Here is an 18,501-nt window from a genome sequence, read left to right as displayed (position 1 = left end):
CAGTGGACCGACGGGCGTCCGTCACCGTTCGCTCCCCCCGGAAGACCGGTCGACGTCCTCGGAACCGCCGTCCGCGGCACTTTCGTTCCCGCTCGCGTCCTCGCTCTCGGAGTCGGGACCGCGGTCGGTGTCGCTCGCTCGCTCCGGGGCGCCGCTCGTCGCTTCGCCGGCGTGCGCGTACGCCGCGTCCGGGATGTCGGCCTCCGCGCGTCGCTCGCCGTACTCGCCGGACGCCATCAGGTCGGCGTTCCGGTCGATGTCGAGGACGACGGCGACGACCAAGAAGAGCCATCCCAGAAGCGAGACGACGCCGGACAGCAGCAGGTCCGTGAAGCGGCTCTCGGAGTCGCGGTCCGCCAGCGCCTTCAGCGCCGCGACCGCACCGGCGCCGGTTCCGGCGGCGCCGAGTGCGTAACACAGCCCCGTCGGGTGGAAGTCGTAGACGAAGTACTTCATCTTCAGCCGCCAGAGGAAATCGCGCAGGAGGAGCTTCGACAGTCGCGGGACGAACGTCGAGTACTTGATACCGCTCTGCTCCTCGCCGTACACCGCCTCGTGCGGCACGTCGGCGATTCGGAGCCCCTGCACGTTGAGATGCACCAGCAGGTCGTTGAGGAAGCCGTACTCCTCGTAGAGGTCGTCGATCGGCAGTTCCTCGAGGGCCCGCAGCGAGATGGCCGCGTAGCCGTTCTGCGGGTCGACCATTCCCCAGTAGCCGCTGGCTATCTTCGTCAGGACGGTGAGCAGTCGGTTGCCGAACAGCCGCCACCGCGACATCTCACGCCAGGTGTCCTCGCGCCAGAGGCGGTTACCCTTCGTGTAGTCGGCCTCGCCGTCGACGATGGGGTCGAGAAACTGCGTCAGTTTGCTCGGGTCCATCTGCCCGTCGCCGGCGATGACGGCGGTCACGTCGATTTCGTCGCGCAGCGCCCGTTTGTAACCGGTCTTGATGGCGCCGCCGACGCCGCGGTTCCGCTCGTGGCGGATGGGGACGACGCGTTCGCCGTCGCCCTCGCCTTCGGCGTTCATCCGCTCCGCGCACTCCTGCAGTTCGTCCCACGTGCCGTCCGTCGACCGGTCGTCGACGACGTATATCTTGTCGACGTAGGCCGGGATACCGCGCACCACGCTGCCGACGAACCCCTCCTCGTTGTAGGCGGGGACGACGACGGCGACGCTACTGTCCCGATACACGCTCTCCCCCTCCGATGGTCAGGATGCGGTAGTCGCCGTCGCCGCACCACTCTTCGAGGACGCCGCGTCCGTCGACGAGGAGGGCGTCTTCGAGACGCCCCCAGTCGATATCGGCGAACTCCTCGTGAGCGGTGACGAGGACGACGGCGTCGACGTCTGCATCGGGAATATCTCGGGCCTCGATGGGCGTCGCACCGAACGACTCGATGTCGTCGATGAGGGGGTCGGCGGCGAGCACCTTCGCGCCGCGCGCGTTCAGGCCGTCGATGACGCCGGCGGCGGGCGTCTTCCGCGTCTCCTCGACGCCGGCCCGGTAGGTGATTCCGAGCACCGCGACGGTCGACCCGTCCACGTCGCGCCCCATCGCCTCCAGACCGTCGGCGAGCAGGTGCACGGTGTGTGCGGGCATCGAGTCGTTCACCTCGCGGGCCGTCCGCAGGAGCGGGGTGTCGGTCTCGGTGTACTTCATGATGAAGTACGGGTAGAAGGGGATGCAGTGGCCCCCGACACCCGGACCGGGCGTGTGGATGTCGCAGAACGGTTGGGTGTTCGCCGCGTCGATGGCCTCGTTGACGTCGATGCCGAGGTCGCGGTCGAGTTTTGCGAGTTCGTTTGCCAGGGCGATGTTCACGTCGCGGTAGACGCCCTCGAACAGTTTCACCGCCTCCGCCGACGTCGCGTCCTCCATCGGGACGATGTCGTTCGAGGTGAGTTCGCCGTAGACGAGTTCGGCCGCGCGGCCGCTCTCTTCGTCCGCGCCGCCGACGACCTTGGGATACGCGCCGCGGATGTCCTTCAGCGCCCGTCCGCTGGACGTCCGTTCGGGACAGAAGGCGACGCCGAACTCGTCCTCGTCGAGGCCGCTGACCGACGAGAGGAGCGGGCGAACGCGGCCCTCGCACGTTCCCGGCGGAACGGTGCACTCGACGACGACGAGGTCGCCCTTCGAGAGGCCCTCGCCGATACCCTCGACGGCGGCGGTCAGCGCCGAGAGGTCCGGTTCGTGGTCGTTCGTCAGCGGCGTCGGGACGATGACGACGTGCACCGCCGCGGCTTCGGCGGCTTCGGCGGCCGAGGTGGTGGCGCGGAGTCGCCCGGCCTCCACCTGTTCGGCGACGAGGTCCGAGAGGCCCGGTTCGCCCTTGATGTGCGAGCGGCCCTCGTTGATGCCGTCGACGACGTCCTGGTCGACGTCGACGCCGACCACGTCGCCGGCCGTCTCGGCGTACACCGCGGCGAGGGGGAGTCCCATCTTCCCGAGACCGACGACTGAGACGGGAACCTCGCCGGACGTGAACGCCCGCCGCTGTTCGTCCGGGTCCTGTCGGCTCTCGTACAGACCCGTCACCGCCACGTCGACCTCCGGCCGTGCGATGTCGCTGTCTGCGCGTCGACTGTCGTTCCCTCGATTCCGTGGAGAGCGCGGGTCGAAGGGGCCGCCTGTGTAACTTCGAGCATGTGTGTTCGACCGCCGAGTAGAGAGGCGGGTCTACCGACCGAACCGGGAGGTACGTACTTTGTTATACGGTACTTGGCCCTGTCAACCGGATACTAATTCGCCGTACACGGGGGGTTAGCGCCCGTTTCGACCGCGTGTGAATATCTAGCAGCACCGCATCGAAACGCGGTCGGTGTGCTGTACGGACACACAGCACACGGAAGGTCCGATTCGGCGGTACCGACGACCGGAGGTGACCGGCGGCCGGCGACCGGGCGGTCCGACCGCGCCTACGCGCTCCCAACTTCCTCGCGGACGTACTTTCCGGCGAGGCCGACCGTCGCGACGGCGACGACGACGGCGAACGCGAGGACGCCCCCCGAGAGCGGACCGACGCCGCCGGCGACCTCCCCGCGGACGAAGTTCGTCGCCAGCGCACCCGAGACGAGGAAGACTGCGACGCCGCCGACGTTGGCGAGCGCCGAGGTCGGTTCGGGCGCCGCCGGGGAGTTCAGGAGGTAGAGCACGAGGGCGAGGGCGAACGGCGTTCCCACGGTGCCGAGGGCGAGGACGAGGACGAGTTGGCCGAGCACCTCGCCGCCGATGAACGCGCCCGGCGCCGACAGCAGCGCGAATCCGGCCAGAAAGGCGCGGTAGCGTCCGTCCTCGACCGTCGTCCCCCAGCCGAGTTTGTCCGCGAGGAGGAACGGCGGCGCGACGGTGTTGCCCCCGAGCGTCGAGACGGCCGCGCCGCCGAGTCCGAGGAGGAACAGCCATTCCGCGCTCGGGCCGACGAGCGGACCCAGCGCCTCCGCGGCGCCCACCGTCGTGAGGTTCGGGTCCGACAGCACGCTCGCCGCGACGAGGAAGATGGCGACGCTGTAGACGCCGAAGGCGACGAACATCGAGGCGACCACGTCGAAGACGGCGAGACCCGCGTCCGACGCCGACCACCCGCGTGCCCGCATCGTGTACGAGTGCATCGTCACCAGCGTGACGTGCACTGCGCCGCCGAGGATGCCGGCGGCCAGCACCGCACTGCCCGCAGGGAGCGTCGGGACGAGTCCCCGCGCCGCGGCACCCGGGTCGACGGGCACGACGAGAAGCGAGGAGACGAACGCGACGACGACGCCGGCCACGAGTAGTTTCGCCGCCAGTTCGAGGAAGTCGTAGCCCCGTCCCGCCAGTCCGCCCGCGAGCACCAGCGCCCACGCGACGCCGCAGGCTCCCGCGCTCACGCCCGTCACCGTCGCCGTGACGGTCGCGAGCGTGTTCAGTATCACCAACTGTGCGGCGCCGGCGGCGACCACCACGTCGGCGACGAGCAGCCACGCCCACCGCTCGCCGAGGTGCGCCTCCACGACGGCGACGATTCCGCGCTCGGTCAGCAGCCCCAACCGCATCGCGAGATACTGCGCGAGCGTCCCCGCCGCGGCCGACAGCACGACGACCCACAGCAGCGCGTAGTCGAAGGCCGCTCCGGCGGTGACGAGACTCGCCATCGTCGCCGGTCCGGCCGCGACGGCGCCTGCGACCCACGCGGGGCCCATCCCGGACAGTCGCTCGCGCACCCCCGCCAGTCGATTCCCAGAGAGCGTCGGCGTCGCGTCGCTCATCGGTCGTCACCGCCGTCGAACGCTGTTCGACGTGCTGCCGACTCATCGTCGGCACCACCGGTGACGAGCGCGAGGTCGTCGCGCGCGGCGCGTGCGACGGAACTCATCGGTCCTCCGCCCCCTCGGAGGGTCGACCGCCCGGACCGTCAGGCCCGTTCGGACCGTCCAGGTCGCGCGGCGTTCCGCCGTCGGCGACGGGTCGGTCGAGGCGGCGAATCTCCCGCGAGAGGCGGTCGAGGTCGAACTCGCGGCTCGACAAGCGCGCCGCGACGGCCGCCGCGGCCGAAGAGACGAGAAACGCGCCGGCGAACGGCACGAGGTAGGTCGGGTCGGGCGCGGGGAGGAGGCCGCCGAGGAGCGAGTCGACCGCGCCGTGCAGTCCGAACGGGAAGGGGAAGAACGCGCTCCCGACGGCGAGGCCGAGGAGGGCGCTCGCCAGCGCGCCCCGTCCCGACAGCCGACCGCTGAACAGCCCGTAGACGAGGGGGACGCCGACGGCGGCGCCGAGGAGGTCCGCGACGAAGAACAGGCTGAGGACGCTGCGCGCGCGGAGGCTGACGGCGACGGCGGCGACGGCGACGACGACGGTGACGGCGCGCGCGCCGAGTCGGAGCGTCCGGTCGTCGGGGTCGTCCAGCACCCGCGGCAGGTCGGCGGTGACGAGACTCGAGAGGGCGTTGAACAGCGAGTCGGCCGTGCTCGTCACGAGCAGCAGGGCGAGAAGGAGGACGCCGACCACCAGTGGTTCGGAGAACGCGCCGTCCAGGAGAACGAAGAAGGCGACGCCGGCGTTGTACTCCGCGCCCGTCGTGACGACGCCGGAGTTTCCGACGGCGACGACGCCGAGCAGCGTGGCCACGAGGAGGATAAGCCCGTTCGCGACGGTCGCGACGCGAAAGCTCCGCTTGACGGTCTCGGAGCCGTCGGCGGCGTAGATTCGCTGCCACCACGTCTGGTTGAGTAGTTCCGCGCCGAGCACCGCGAACACGAGGGCGACGCCGAACCGCAGGCCGGGGACGTAGCCGGGGTCCAAGAGCGCCGGGTTCGCGTCCGCGACGCCGTCGACGACGGCGCCGGGTCCGCCGAGCGCGAACAGCAGGGCCGCGACGCTTCCGGCGAGGAGGGGGAGGACGACGACCAGCTGCACCGCGTCGGTGGCGATGCTCGCCCGGAGGCCGCCGTAGGCGGTATAGACGAGGACGAACCCGGTGACGAGCGTGGCCGTCTGCCACTGGGGGACGCCGGCGACGTAGTGGAACGCCAGCGAGATGCCCGTCAACTCGGCGGCGAGGAAGACGAACATGTAGAGGGCGCTGACCGCGAGGACGAACGCGTACATCGCGCCGCCGTACCGCGCGTAGGCGTACTCGGTCAGCGAGTGCCCCTCCGGAATCAGCTCTCGAATCTGCGGCCCTAATCGGGAGTACGCGAGCATCGGCGCCGCCTCGCCGAGTCCGTAGCCGACGGCCGCGGCGATACCGTACAGCGCGCCCGCCTCGGGGGCCGACAGCAGTATCCACACGCCCATCACCGAGGCGACGAGCGTGGCGCTCAACCGCCCCTCGTCCGCGGCGCCGCGGGCGGTGATGAAGTCCTCGACGGAGTCGACGCGCCCCCGCGAGACCCACAGTCCCAACCCCGCGAAGACGGAGAGGGTGACGACGGTGAGGCCGAGGGCGACGGTCGAACTCACCACTCCCGCTCACCCCCGCTCGACGCGTGGTCCCCGTAGGCGTCGTCGAAGAACGCGACTTCCAGCGAGACGGTCCGCGCGAAGAGCCGTTCGAGGCGGCGCCGACGCCGCGGGGAGGCCGCGGCGCCCTCGCGGTCGAGTTCCGCGCGGAGCCATCCCACGAACGCCCGAAACTCCTCGTTCGCGTGGAGGTGCACCCACTCGTCGAGGTAGAATCGGTCGGGGGATTGGGACCCCTCGTCGACGGCCGTCGCCCACTCCTCGTACACCCACTCGGCGGGCAGGAGCACGGCCAGTCGTTCGGCGTAGCCGCCCTCCCGCGCGGCGCGGCCGATGAGGTCCTCGAACGCCAGCGTCGTTGGCGTTCGCGTCGGGTTCTCGTACCGTTTCGGTGAGACGCCCAGCGCCTCGAAGGAGCGCTCGAAGTAGTCGTCCTCCTCGGATGTGAGCGTTCCGAGGAACGTCGACAGCCGACGCTTCGACGCCATCGTCGGCGCGTCGCCGACGGCGTGTCCCACGAGGCCGACGAGCGACCCGAGGAAGGCGTAGTCCTGCACCAGATACCGCCGGAACGCCGCGTCGTCCACCTCGCCGGCGCCCAGTTCGCGGGTGAACCGGTGGGTCGTCGCCGCCATCCACTCGGGTTCGGCGCGCTCCCGGAGCCAGTCGGTGACGCGGGCGTTGGCGACCGTCTCGGCGTACGCGTCGAACGACTCGGGGACGGACTCGCGCTCGGGTCCGCGTTCGTCCCCGTCTCTCTCGCTCATAGCTCCCACCCCTCCTGTCGCCACGCGGCGTCCCAGAAGCGGTACTCGTACCGCCCTGACTCGTAGAACAGGTCGCGGTAGCGCTCGCGTTCCGCGTCGCTCGCGCCGCGGGCCACGTCGTCCATCAGCTCCTTGCACCACGTCGTGAGTTCGGTGAACTCCGCGCCCGCGTAGGTGTCTATCCACTCGGCGTAGCGCTCGTCGTCGGGTTTGCCCGTCGCCCGCAGTCGCTCGGCCGTCTCGTTGAACCCCCACATGCACGGGAGGAGAACGGCCACCAGGTCGCCGAACGACCCCGTCGCGGCGGTGCGGACGAGAAAGTCCGTGTACGCTCGCGTCGTCGGCGACGCCTCCGTCGCTTCCAACTCCGCTTCGCCGATTCCGAACTCCATGGCGTACGCGCGGTGGAGGTCCATCTCGGTGTTGATGGTCGAGTCTAAGAGTTCGGCGAACGTGCCCATTCGTTCCAAATCCGGCGCCGTCGCCGCGCCGTAGGCGAACACCCGCGCGTAGTCGACGAGGTAGACGTAGTCCTGCCGCACCCAGTACTCGAAGGGGTCCGTCGACAGCGTGCCCGCGCCCAACCGCCGGACCATCGGGTGGTCCTCGATGGCGTCCCAGATGGGGTCCGCAACCGTCGATAGGTCGTCGGTGAAGCTCATGCTCGCCCGTACCGGCTCGGTGATGAAATACGTTGGTAATATCACTGGATAATCTTCACGGGGTGGGGGGCCGACTACTCCCGCGTCGCGAACGCGCGGTCGAGGAGCCGACGGGGCCCGCAGTTCTCGCCCGCCGGGAACCACGGTGGCCAGTCATGCGCCCGGTGGTCGTAGTTGCCGTGGAGAGCGAATTCGCTCCCGAGGTCACAACGATGGACGACAACGCCACGCACAACGCCGAGAACCGCCCGCCGAGAGAGACGGGGCCGACGGACCGACCGCCGCGACTGACGGCTGAGATAGTCCTCCCGCGAGGCGGGCCGGCCGAGTGTACGCTGTTCCCGCCCGACCTCGTCGGCTTCGAGCGCACGACGACGTGGATAACCGCCGAAGAAGGGTCGTTCGTGAGTCTCGCGAAGATGGCGTGAGCGACGAAGCCTTTCCATCGACGGGTCGGTCGAACTCGGAGCAGACGAAGTCCGAGGAGGGCCGAGACGCCGAGCACGACGCCCCAGAACCCGGCCGGACCGACCTCGAAGTCGGACGGCGACCCCCTCGCTAGCCTCGTCCCGCCACCGCGACCAGCAGGGCGCCGGCGACGGCCTGTACGGCGGACGGGACGTTCCACCCCCGCGTCGCTCCGGTCAGGAGCGCGTCTGTCCCGTCCGTCCAGCCCCAGAGCGCGAGGAAGCCGTAGTAAACGTACGCCCGTTCCATTCTGCCCACATCTGATCGCACCAGTGACAAAAAACGCCTCCCGAGCGGTTCGACCGCGCGCTCGCTCGTCGTTCGGCGTCAAAAAAGTCAGACGGCGTCGGGGTTCGTCAGTCCGACGAGGAACCGAAGACGTTCGGAACGTCCGCGTCGCGGCGTTCCGAGAGGTAGTACGCGGTGACGAACAGCGCCAGCACGCCCACGGGCAGGAGCAGGATTGGGCCGCTGAATCCGTATCCGGTGGCGAGGAACAGCAGCGTCGCCACCGCCCCGCAGAGCACCGCGTAGGGAATCTGCGTGTTCACGTGGTCGACGTGGTCGGCGCCGGCGAACATCGACGACAGCACCGTCGTGTCGCTGATGGGCGAGCAGTGGTCGCCGAACAGCGACCCGGTGAGGATGGCGCCGATAGCGCCCGGAAGCGGTGCGCCGAGTTGGAACGCCAACGGCACCGCGACGGGGAACATGATGCCCATCGTCCCCCACGAGGTGCCGATGGAGAAGGAGACGATGGCCGCGGCGACGAACACGATAGCCGGCAGGAGCGGCGCGGTGATGATGCCCTCCGCGATGCTGACGACGAACGGTCCGACGCCGAGCGTCTCGCTGACGCCGCCGATGGTCCACGCCAGCGTGAGGACGGCCACCGGGAACATCACCATCTTGAACCCCTCGAACATGGAGTCGCTCACCGCTTCGAGTTCGATGCGGGCGTGTCCGACGAGGATGGCGAGCAGCAGGGCGCAGGCCGAGAAGACGCCCCACAGGATGGCGTCGGCGGTGGCGGCGTCCTTCAGGGCCTCGACGGGCGCCGTCGACGGCCACCCGCCGGAGTACAGCAGACCGAACCCGGTGACGGCGACCAAGGCGACGATGGGTGCGGCGAAGTACCACCAGCGCGAGTCGACGTGGTCGGGCGTGACGATGTCCTCCTCGCGCGTCTCGATGAGGGGGTCGGCGTCGTCCCCGAGCACCTTCCCCTCCTCCTTCGCGCGCTTCTCGGCGCGCTTCATCGGGCCGAAGTTCCAACCCATGCCGACGAGGATGAACACGAGCGCGATTGCGAGGAGGCTGTAGAAGCGGTACGGGATGCTCTGGAGGAACACCACGAACGCGCTCTGGTCGATGCCGAGCGAGGAGAACTGGTCGCGGATGAGTCCCACCTCGAACCCGACCCACGTCGAGACGACGGCGATACTCACGACCGGTGAGGTGGTCGAGTCGAGCAGGTACGCGAGTTTCTCGCGGCTGATGTCGAACTGGTCGGTAATGGGTCGCATCACCGACCCAGTGATCATCGTGCTCGCGTAGGAGTCGACGAAGATGAGCATCCCGAGGATGCTCGTGCCGACCTCGGCCTGTCTTCGGGTCTTGATGCGGGCGATGATGCGCTCAGCCAGCGCCTTCATCCCGCCCGAGAGGAATATCATCCCGAGCATCGCCCCCGAGAGGAACGTGAACAACAGTAGTTTGCTGTTGAACGGCGTGATGAGGCTGTTGATGACCAACTGGAGGGAGTGGGCCATCCCCCCGATGGGGTTCCACCCGACCAGTATGGTCGCGCCGATCCAGATTCCGGTGAACAACGAGAGGAGCACCTGCCGGCTCACCAGCGTCAGCACGATGGCGAACAGCGCCGGGAGCAGGCTGATGGCTCCGTACGACTCTGCGGGCATGACAGCCAGTCTCTCTTCTCCCGTGTGTTAAGTTTTATCGCCGAGATTCGTGATATTGTAAAATTAGGTTCGCACCCTCGGACAGAAAAATATGTTCGGCCGCGAGACACTACATCGAGGTGTGCTGCGGTCTCACACCGTCGAGACGCCTGTTCGGAGGTTCGGCGGCGCCGCGGGAGTCAGATTCCCGACGGCGCCACGTCCCGAACGTCGCGGAAGGCACCCTGCACGACTTCCGACAGCGCCGGATGGACGTGGATGGTCTCGGCTATCGTCTCGGCGTCCGCGCCGGCGGCGACGGCGGTGCTCACCTCGTGGACGAGCATCGACGCGTGCGGGCCGACGACGTGGAACCCGAGCACCTCGCCGTCGTCGGCGACGAGGGCCTTCGCGAACCCGCCGTCGTCCGCCAGTACCGACCCGAGCGCGGTATCGTCGTACGCGTGCGTACCCACTTCGTAGCCGCCGTCTAGCTCTTCCTCGGTCTTTCCGAGGCTTCCGACCTGCGGCGACCCGAACACGGCGTGCGCCATTCCCGGATAGGACACCGCCGACCGCGACTCGCCGGTCAGCGTCTCGACGACGTGTTCGGCCTCTTTGTCGCCGGAGTGTTTGAACATGTAGTTGCCCGCGATGTCGCCGATGGCGTAGACGCCGTCGACGGAGGTTTCGAGGTACTCGTCCGTCTCGACGAATCCGTCGTCGGTGTCGAGTCCGGCCGCCGAGGCGTTCCAACGGTCGGAGTTGGGTCGCCGACCCGTCGCCAACAGCACCTCGTCGCCGGCGAGTTCGATGCGGTCGCCGCTTCCGTCGCCGTCATCCGCGGATTCGGCGACGACTACCGTCTCCTCGCCGTCCTCGCGGAGTGCGGTTACCTCGCGGCCGAGGTGGAGTTCGTGCTTTTCGCCGTACGCCTCGGTCAGTCGCTCGGCCACCTCGCGGTCCTCCCTGTCGAGGAGGACGTCCCCTCGGCCGACGACGGCCACGTCCGTCCCGAGGGCGCCGAACAGGTGCGCCATCTCGACGGCGATGTAGCCGCCGCCGGCGACGACGAGGCGGTCCGGCAACTCCCCCAACCGAAGCGCCTCGTCGCTGGTGAGGTAGTCCACCTCGTCGGTGCCGTCGATGGAGTCGGGAATCATCGGCCGCGACCCGCCCGCGAGCACGATACGCTCGGCGGTCAGTTCCTCCGTACCGTCCTCTGAATCCACTTCGACCGTCCGCTCGTCGACGAACCGCCCTTCCGCTTGGTAGAAATCGATGCGTTCGTGCTCGCGGGCGCGTTCGGCCTTCGCCTCGGCCGCCTCGGTCACTTCCTCGGTGACCTCGTCGACGATATCCCCGAACGCGACGCCGTCTAGCGACGCGTCGAGACCGAGCGAATCGGCGTTCGCGATCGACTCGGCGGCGTCGGCCCGGTGGATGAGCTTCTTCGAGGGGTTACAGCCGCGGTTGAGGCAGGTGCCGCCGAGCCTGTCGCGTTCGACGAGCGCGACGTCCAGTCCGTCATCCGCGGCCGCCGCCGCGACGATGTTTCCGGTTCCGCCGCCGAGAACGATGAGGTCGTACTCGCGCATCATCGGCGGTACGGACACGAGCGTGAAAAGGCGTCTTGCCGGGCCGCCCTCTGTCCGAGTCGCCGTCGCGTACCCGACGCCCGGCGTTTGAACCACCTGCATATACAGCCCCGCCGCCTTCCGGTGTGTGCGTTCGAGAGCTACCAATGAGCGGTCAGACCTCCTCTTCGACCCGTTCGCTGGAGGCGGCCGACGGCGTCACCCGTCGGTCGCTCCTCTCGGCGGGCGTGTTCGGCTTCGGCTTCAGCGGCCTCATCGACGTGCTGGTCTTACATCACGTCCTCCAGTGGCACCACCTCCTCTCGGGAATCTACCCGCAGACGACGATGACCGGCCTCCGGACGAACATCCTCGCGGACGGTCTGTTCTCCCTCGCGATGCTCGTCATCATGTGCGTCGGCGCCGGTCTCCTCTGGCAGTCCGAACGCCGGACCGACGTTCCCCTCGCGCTCCGACCGGTGGCCGGCGCGGCGGTCATCGGCCTTGGCGCCTTCGACCTGTACGACGTGCTCGTCGACCACGTCCTCCTCGGTCTGCACCAACCGCTCTCGCAGGGCGGACAGTACAACCCACACTGGGCCGCCGTGAGCCTCCTCATCCTCGGCGCCGGCTACTACGTCTACCGCACCGGCGTGAAGCGGCGGGCCGAGAGCGCGACGGAGGCGGCGTGACGCCGGTGCTCCCCCTCGCCGCGCTCTCGACGTCCGTCGCGCACGCCGCACTCGTCGCCCCCGTGCCGCTTCACGGCGGCGCAGGCGCCCCGGCGTCGACGCCGATTCCGCACTGGTCGGCGCTCCTCGTCGCCGTCCTCGGTCTCTGGGTCGTTATCGCGGCTGGCGTGCTGGTCTGCGACAGACTGCTCGCGCGGGTCGGGGCGACGGCGTAGGCGGCTACCGCTCGACGGTGACGGAGGAACCGAGCGGTCGGTAGGCGTTGTTCCCGTACCCCTTCTGGTTCCACGGGTAGCGGTCGCCCTCGATACCGCGCAGGCCCTCCTCGGGGTCCGACACCGTCGCCGGTTGCGTCCGCCCGCGGTCGTCCGTCGCGCGCGCGACGACGGTGTGTTCGCCGGGGTCGGCGTCCCAGACGTACCGGAACTTCCGCACAGCGTAGCGGCCGAGGTCCGGACCGACGAACTCGGCCTCACCCCACGTCTCGCCGCCGTCGGTGGACACCTCGACGCGTTCGACCGCGTCGTCGCCGGACCACGCCACGCCCGTCACCTCGACGCGCCCGTCGGCGCCCGGCGAGAGAACGGCGCCGTCCGCCGGCGACGTGACGAGCGATTTGACGAGTTGGTCGAACAAGTAGGCGTTCCGTATCTCCTCGGTCTCCCGCATCTGGTCGTGGGTGTCGACGCTGTCCACCGAGGCGTACCGTTCGGCTTCGTCGTCCTGCGCGGGGACGATTCGGTAGGAGGACTGCTGGTACTCGGTGTAGTCGCGGCCGTCCCGCGACTCCCACTCCTCGCCGGCGACCATCGAGTCCATCACGCGCACCTCCTCGACCCACTTCACGCTGTTGTTGCCGAACCACCCCGGCACGAGGAGTCTGACGGGGTAGCCGTGCTCGGCGGTCATCGGGTCGCCGTTCATCTCGTAGGCGAGGATGCAGTCGTCGAGCGCCTTCGCCATCGGAATCGACCGGCAGAACACGTCTTCGTCCGCCTTCGCCTCGCCGCCCATCACCGTCAGCCACTTCTCTTCATCTCTTTCGGCGCCGTGGTCCTCCAGCACCGCTCGCAGGGGCGTCCCGGTCCAGACGGCGTTGCCGACGGCGCCGAACGTCCACTGGTCGCCCTCGGCGTCCGGCGAGAAGTAGGCCCGACCGTTGCCCGAACACTCCATCATGTGGACGACCGATTCGGTGGGGTAGTCGTTCCGTATCGCCGCCATCGACAGGTCCGCCTCCGAATTCACGAGGCCCGTCAGCGAGACGGTCCACTCCTCGGCGTCTATCTCGGGCGTCCGGTGGTGGTTTCGGACGTAGTGTTCCTCCCGCGGCGTGAGGTAGCTCTCTAAGTTCTCCCGCGAGTCGGTCTGCGCGTTGTCGGGGTCGGTCGAGAGCGCCTCCAGTCCGGAGTACGTCTCGGCGACCGGTTCGTCACGCGGCCGGGACGCCTCGCTCTCGTCGGTATCTCTCGGAGACATCGGGGGACCGTCGGTTCAGGGGGGACGCACTCGGCTGTGCTGCCTGCGCGTGAAAGGGGCTGGTCGTCGGCGACCGTCGTCCTTCAGGCGCCCGCTCGAATCCCGCCCGCCGTCGTGTTCGTCTCCGCGGACCCCGCCGACGCCGTCGAGGCGTTTCCGGTCTCGGTCCCGTTCGCGGGCTGTCGGATGCGAACGGTCTCGTCGCCGTACACCTCCATCGTCTCCAGCACCGTGCCGTTCTCCGCGACGCGTTGGACGACGACGGTCGGCGCGCCGTTCCCCAACCCGGACCCGCCGCCCGCCCCGGCCGCGTCGCCCGCACCGCCGGTCGCGTTCGTCGGCGTCGCCCCGGCGAGGAACCGCCGAATCGCGTCGGTGTCCTCGAACTCCCGCACGTCGCCGCTCTGCGCGTCGACGAACGCGACGTAGGCGATACCGCTGTTGTCCTCGGGGACGATGCGCACCTGCCAGTACTCGCGGTCGTCTATCACCGTCAGTATCGGCTCGGCGGGCGAAAACCGGTTCCAGTCGGTCTGCCGGGCGGCCTGTCTGACCAGGTCCGCGGCCTTCTGCGGACCGAACAGCGACTGGGTCGGTCGGTACACCTCGAAGGCGCCCGTCTGGCCGTCTATCGTCCACACCTCGCGGAGGCCCTGCGCCTCCCCGTACGGTTCGACGGCGACGACGTACTGGGGGCCCTCCTCGGTGAGCACGAAGAACGGCTGGTCGTTGTCGTCTCCGGGGAGGGGGGCGACCTCTATCTCGTCCTCGTGGCTCGTGAACGTGTTCACGATGCCGTTGCGGTACTTCGTCGCGGCGACCCGCCGCCGCGCGAGGTCCTCGGGGTACAACTGCTGACCCGCGAGCACGGAACTCTCGGCGGCCTGCTCCGGCGAGAGCGTTCGGACGGTGCCGTCCGGGTCGACGACGGCGACGCCGCCCCACGACGGCGTCGAGTGGGGAATCGGCGTCAGGTGGAACGTCGGCTTCGAGTACGGGACAACGATGTGCTGGGTGCCGTTCTCGACGACCATCTTCGGGTCGCCGTAGTCGACGAGGTACTCTCCGCTCTTCAGAAGGTGCCAGCGGTAGCTCTCGAAGAAGACGGTGCCGATGCCCTTCTCCATCGTCCCCTCGACGACCCGGACGTTCGCCCCTTGGGTCGTCGTGTCGACGAGCACCGTCCCCGCCTGCTTTTTCGTCAGCACGTTGAACAGGCCGTCAGGCGACAGCGGCGCCGCCCAGTACGGCGTCCCGTTCGCGACGGTGATGGCCGTCTCGCCCACCCGGTACTGCGGCCGATTGAGCGTGTTCGAGGCGTACTGCTCGGCCACCGCGCGGGTGACGATGCGCGGGTTGTCGGCGTCGACGTCGTCGAGTCGCTCCACCGTCGTCGCGCCCGCCATCGTCCGGTCGCTCAGCGTGGCGCCGGCGACGACGTTGACGACGGGCGAGAGCACGAGGATACCGACGACGAACACGACGCCCGCCACCCGGAGCGGACTCACCTGCCGGTCGTCGCCGCCGATACCGTACTCCGAGGGCGTTTCGCGCCGCGCGTACCCGGCGGAGAACCACCCGGCGACGACGGCGGCGACCAGCGGAACGACCAACAGCGGCGTCGTGTACAGCGCGTACACCACCGCGTGCAGCGTCGGCCGGAAGAACCACGCGACGAGGAGGGGGAGGAGGGCGACTCCGAGTAGCGCGACCAACGGGGGACGGCCGCCGTCGCGGCCGCCGCCGGGGGACCACTCGCTCGTCTCCTCGTCGCTCGCTCGGTCGCCGGACTCCTCGGAGGTGTTCGGCGAGGACATCAGGCGCTCAGTCCGCGGGCGGACGAGCGTCGGTCGGGTCGTATCTCGGTCGTCCGGAGGGCGTTCGGGAGGGTCATACCGAAACGTGTCATCTGCCGATATTAAACCCGGCGTCTCTCCGGTCGGTCGCCCTCGACGCTCGCGCGTCGGCGGCGCCCGGTTCGGGTTCTCGGACGTGACGTTCGCCGAGTAGGTCGCGGTCAGTCGACGCCGGGTGGGTCCGGACGGGGCGGCCGGCCCGCCCGCCCCGCGTCCGGCCGTTCCCAGCCCAGTCGCGACAGACGGTCCTCGACGGGCGGGTGGGTGGCGAACAGCGCGAACCGGAGCGAGCGGTCGGCGGTCCACGGCACCGGCCCCGCCACGTCCTCGTCGTTGTCGCCGGCGGCGACGGCGGCGGCGCGGTACAGCGCCTCGGCCAGCACCGCGGGACCGACGACGTCGGCCGCGTAGGCGTCCGCGGCGTGTTCTTCGAGTCGGTTCGCGTACCGACTCACCACGAGGACGAGCGGTTCCGCGCCGAGTCCCAGCGCGTACCGTGGCCCGCTCAGCCGGCGGTCGCCGGAGAGCGTCAGCGCCGCGAACGCGAGCGTTCCGGCGGTGGCGACGGCCGGACCGCGCCCGGCGAGGAACGCGAGCCAGAAGGCACCGAACCCGACGACCGGTGGCGCGTGCGCGCGCAGGGCGTCGGTGTGGAGGTCGGTGCCGAGGTGGCCGAGTTCGTGCGCGAACAGCGCGCGGACGCCCTCGACGCCGACGACGTCGGGGAGACGCGGATCGAACGCGACGACCGGCCGGCCGTCGTCGTAGCCCACGACGGCACCCGGCGCGTCCATATCCATCACGAGCAGCCGCGGCGCGGCGCGGCCGGTTCGCTCGCGGAGGACGACGAGCGCCGCCCGCGCGTCCGGGAACTCACCGGCCTCGAGCGGTCGCGCGCGCCCGGCCTCGAACGTGAAGCGGCCGCCCGAGCGGTACGTCTCGAAGACGAGCACGCAGAGCGCGGAGACGGCGACGGCGGCGGCGAGCGGCGATCCGCCCGTCGAGAGCACCGCGGCGACGGAGAGGGCGGCGAGCGCCGACACGCCGAGCGTCAGCGCCCACGTTTGAACGAGGAGCGAATTTGGCACAGTCGTTCGTCTCCCGCGTCGGACGCCCGCGGCAAGAACCTCGCGGGTCCGACGCCCGCACTGTGAATAAACGTTCATTCATAATACCTTTCACTGCTCGCGCCGTCCCTCGGCCCGTGAGCGCAATCGACGCCCGGCACCTCGCCCTGACGTACGCCGACGGGACGGAGGCCGTCGAGGACGTCTCGCTCGATATCCCCGAAGGGGAGTTCTTCGGCTTCCTCGGGGCGAACGGCGCGGGGAAGACGACGACCATCAAGATGCTCGTGACGCTGTTGCGGCCGACGTCGGGGAGCGTTGCCGTCAACGGGTACGACGTGGAAGACAGCCCACGACGCGTCCGCGAATCCATCGGATACATGGCGCAGGAGACGAGCATCGACCCCGAACTCACCGCTCGCGAGAACGTTCGCTACGCCTGCGAGGCGTACGGCGTCTCCCGCGACCGACGGGGTGAGCGCATCGACGAACTGCTGGAGTTGGTGGACTTCGTCGACGTGGCGGACAAGCGGGCCAAGGAGTTCTCAGGCGGGATGAAAAAGCGACTCGACGTGGCCACTGCCCTCGCCCACGAACCGCCCGTCGTCTTCCTCGACGAACCGACGACGGGGCTGGACCCGAAGGCGCGCAACCGCCTGTGGGACTACTTCGAGCGCATCAACGACCGGGGGACGACCGTCTTCCTGACGACGCAGTACTTGGAGGAGGCCGACCACCTCTGCGAGCGAATCGGCGTCATCAGGGACGGCGAAATCGCCGTCAGCGGGTCGCCCGAGGAGCTGAAATCGCGGGTCGGCGGCGACGTGCTCGAACTCGACGACCCGACGCCGACGAACGTCGAACGCGCCCGCGAGGTGGCCGTCGACTCCCGCCTCGCCGCCGACGCAGACGACGTGGAGGCGACCGAGGAGGGACTCCTCGTTCGCTCGGCCGAGGCGCGTCGGTACGGCACCGACCTCCTCGTCTCGCTCCGGGACGCCGGCCTCTCGGTCGTCGGGTTCAACGTCCGGAGTCCGACGCTCGACGACGTGTTCCTCGCGGTGACCGGCGAGGAGTACGACGCGGAGGGGGGCGAGAGCGGCGGCGATACCGACGACCCCGGCGGTGACGGCGGGGGCGCGGACGCCGAAACGACCGCTCGGCAGGCGCCCCGATGAGCACCGAATGCGGGCGGAAGGCCGACGGCAACGGCTTTCTCACCGACACGTGGATAAACCTCAAGCGGTGGGCGCTGAAGACGCTGCGGAACCCGTTCGTGATGACGTTCTCGCTTCTGAACCCGGTGATGTTCCTCGTGCTGTTCACCGAGGTGTTCGGCGGGATAACTGGCGGGGCCATTCGCGGGAGCGTCGGCGGCGACGCCAACTACGTCACCTACCTCGTCCCCGCCATCGCGATACAGGTGTCGCTCATCGCGGCGACCACCTCGGGCATCGGCCTCGTCGAGGACATCGAGAACGGGATGTTCGAAAAGGCGCTCGTCTCGCCGATGCACCGCGGCGCCGTCTTCCTCGGGAAGTCGCTGTCGGAGGTGCTCCGCATCGTCGTTCAGGTCTGCATCATCCTCACGTTCGGCTACGTCCTGCTGTGGTTCGAGACAGGCGGGAACACCGGCGACTACGTCGCCACCGGCCTCCTCGGCGCCGTCGGCATCGTCCTCGTCGGCATCCTCTTTTCGATCTGGTTCACGGCGTTCTCGAACGTGATGGCGCTCGTCACCCGCGACCAAGAGTCGACGATGATCGGCGTGAACATCCTGCAGTTTCCCCTCCTCTTTCTCTCCAGCGCCTTCCTCCCGCTGGAGACCTTGCCGGGGTGGGTGCGGACCGTCGCCGCGGTGAACCCCATCACCTACGGCGTCGACGCCGCGCGCGCTGATGTTCGGCCGCGACGTGATGACCGTCGCCGAGGTGACGGCGTTCGGTGGCGTCTGGAATACGCTCGTCCCGGCGTTCGTCGTGCTCGGCGTCTTGGACCTCGCGCTCGGCGCCGTCGCCGTCTACTACATGGCACGAGCGACCAGCGCGGAGGCGCGCTGACGGCGGCGTGCGGTGCATCACAACCCTTTTT

16 protein-coding genes and 1 pseudogene are annotated in these 18,501 nt (G+C 69.3%); 5 read left to right on the top strand and 12 right to left on the bottom strand.

The genetic code is table 11. The features are described 5' to 3' along the window. Positions 1-21 precede the first annotated feature (21 nt). The 6 genes from NDI76_RS16750 to tenA all read right to left on the bottom strand — a co-directional run bounded on the left by NDI76_RS16750 (position 22) and on the right by tenA (position 7,370). Complete coding sequence (locus tag NDI76_RS16750) at positions 22-1,194, bottom strand: glycosyltransferase family 2 protein (RefSeq protein ID WP_310925286.1); 1,173 nt, start codon at positions 1,192-1,194, stop codon at positions 22-24. Continuing rightward, positions 1,178-2,548: a nucleotide sugar dehydrogenase gene (locus NDI76_RS16745; RefSeq protein WP_310925285.1), complete on the bottom strand. Its 1,371-nt coding sequence runs from the start codon at positions 2,546-2,548 to the stop codon at positions 1,178-1,180. Before NDI76_RS16745 ends, NDI76_RS16750 begins: the two co-directional genes overlap by 17 nt. A 374-nt stretch (positions 2,549-2,922) precedes the next feature. Beyond that, the gene (locus NDI76_RS16740; RefSeq protein WP_310925284.1) at positions 2,923-4,248 is read right to left on the bottom strand and encodes a divalent metal cation transporter; all 1,326 of its coding nucleotides are present in this window, start codon (positions 4,246-4,248) and stop codon (positions 2,923-2,925) included. 103 nt (positions 4,249-4,351) lie between these two features. Then, positions 4,352-5,944, bottom strand: a complete 1,593-nt coding sequence (locus NDI76_RS16735) for a sodium:solute symporter family transporter (protein ID WP_310925283.1) — start codon at positions 5,942-5,944, stop codon at positions 4,352-4,354. Beyond that, positions 5,938-6,708 (bottom strand): TenA family protein, encoded by a 771-nt coding sequence (locus tag NDI76_RS16730; RefSeq protein ID WP_310925282.1) that lies wholly within the window; start codon positions 6,706-6,708, stop codon positions 5,938-5,940. The genes NDI76_RS16735 and NDI76_RS16730 overlap by 7 nt, the downstream gene beginning before the upstream one ends. Then, positions 6,705-7,370, bottom strand: a complete 666-nt coding sequence (gene tenA / locus NDI76_RS16725) for a thiaminase II (RefSeq protein WP_310925281.1) — start codon at positions 7,368-7,370, stop codon at positions 6,705-6,707. Before tenA ends, NDI76_RS16730 begins: the two co-directional genes overlap by 4 nt. Positions 7,371-7,582: 212 nt before the next feature. On the opposite strand from tenA, the gene NDI76_RS16720 reads away from it, so the two are divergent. Then, complete coding sequence (locus NDI76_RS16720) at positions 7,583-7,798, top strand: DUF7511 domain-containing protein (RefSeq protein WP_310925280.1); 216 nt, start codon at positions 7,583-7,585, stop codon at positions 7,796-7,798. Positions 7,799-7,928: 130 nt separating this feature from the next. On the opposite strand, the gene NDI76_RS16715 is transcribed toward NDI76_RS16720, so the two are convergent. The 3 genes from NDI76_RS16715 to NDI76_RS16705 all read right to left on the bottom strand — a co-directional run bounded on the left by NDI76_RS16715 (position 7,929) and on the right by NDI76_RS16705 (position 11,337). Further along, entirely contained in the window at positions 7,929-8,087 is a 159-nt protein-coding gene (locus NDI76_RS16715) for a hypothetical protein (protein ID WP_310925279.1), read from the bottom strand. Positions 8,088-8,194: 107 nt separating this feature from the next. Next, positions 8,195-9,760 carry a Na+/H+ antiporter NhaC family protein gene (locus NDI76_RS16710; protein WP_310925278.1) on the bottom strand — a complete coding sequence of 522 codons (1,566 nt, stop codon included), beginning with the start codon at positions 9,758-9,760 and terminating at the stop codon, positions 8,195-8,197. A 179-nt stretch (positions 9,761-9,939) separates the two neighbouring features. Beyond that, a complete protein-coding gene (locus tag NDI76_RS16705) occupies positions 9,940-11,337 on the bottom strand; it encodes a dihydrolipoyl dehydrogenase family protein (RefSeq protein ID WP_310925277.1) in 1,398 nt (465 codons plus the stop codon). A gap of 146 nt (positions 11,338-11,483) precedes the next feature. Here NDI76_RS16705 and NDI76_RS16700 point away from each other — a divergent pair, with 146 nt between their 5' ends. After that, positions 11,484-12,008, top strand: coding sequence for a DUF2243 domain-containing protein (locus NDI76_RS16700; RefSeq protein WP_310925276.1), 525 nt, complete (start codon positions 11,484-11,486; stop codon positions 12,006-12,008). Next, a complete protein-coding gene (locus tag NDI76_RS16695; protein WP_310925275.1) occupies positions 12,005-12,223 on the top strand; it encodes a hypothetical protein in 219 nt (72 codons plus the stop codon). Before NDI76_RS16700 ends, NDI76_RS16695 begins: the two co-directional genes overlap by 4 nt. A gap of 4 nt (positions 12,224-12,227) precedes the next feature. On the opposite strand, the gene NDI76_RS16690 is transcribed toward NDI76_RS16695, so the two are convergent. The 3 genes from NDI76_RS16690 to NDI76_RS16680 form a co-directional block, all read right to left on the bottom strand. After that, positions 12,228-13,487 (bottom strand): sulfite oxidase, encoded by a 1,260-nt coding sequence (locus NDI76_RS16690; RefSeq protein WP_310925274.1) that lies wholly within the window; start codon positions 13,485-13,487, stop codon positions 12,228-12,230. A gap of 83 nt (positions 13,488-13,570) precedes the next feature. After that, positions 13,571-15,304 carry a hypothetical protein gene (locus tag NDI76_RS16685; RefSeq protein WP_310925273.1) on the bottom strand — a complete coding sequence of 578 codons (1,734 nt, stop codon included), beginning with the start codon at positions 15,302-15,304 and terminating at the stop codon, positions 13,571-13,573. Between the two features lie 200 nt (positions 15,305-15,504). Further along, positions 15,505-16,431 carry a M48 family metalloprotease gene (locus NDI76_RS16680; RefSeq protein ID WP_310925272.1) on the bottom strand — a complete coding sequence of 309 codons (927 nt, stop codon included), beginning with the start codon at positions 16,429-16,431 and terminating at the stop codon, positions 15,505-15,507. A 116-nt stretch (positions 16,432-16,547) separates the two neighbouring features. Between NDI76_RS16680 and NDI76_RS16675 the strand changes: the two genes are divergently transcribed. Both NDI76_RS16675 and NDI76_RS22660 read left to right on the top strand, forming a co-directional pair. Next, positions 16,548-17,588 (top strand): ABC transporter ATP-binding protein, encoded by a 1,041-nt coding sequence (locus NDI76_RS16675; RefSeq protein ID WP_310925271.1) that lies wholly within the window; start codon positions 16,548-16,550, stop codon positions 17,586-17,588. Continuing rightward, positions 17,585-18,470, top strand: a pseudogene (locus tag NDI76_RS22660) (ABC transporter permease). The gene NDI76_RS16675 and the pseudogene NDI76_RS22660 overlap by 4 nt, the downstream one beginning before the upstream one ends. Positions 18,471-18,501 lie beyond the last annotated feature (31 nt).

It is taken from the genome of Halogeometricum sp. S1BR25-6 (assembly GCF_031624495.1).
Taxonomy (GTDB): domain Archaea; phylum Halobacteriota; class Halobacteria; order Halobacteriales; family Haloferacaceae; genus Halogeometricum; species Halogeometricum salsisoli.
Note: the sequence above shows the minus strand (reverse complement) of the source record. Positions and strands in the feature narration are given on the sequence as shown.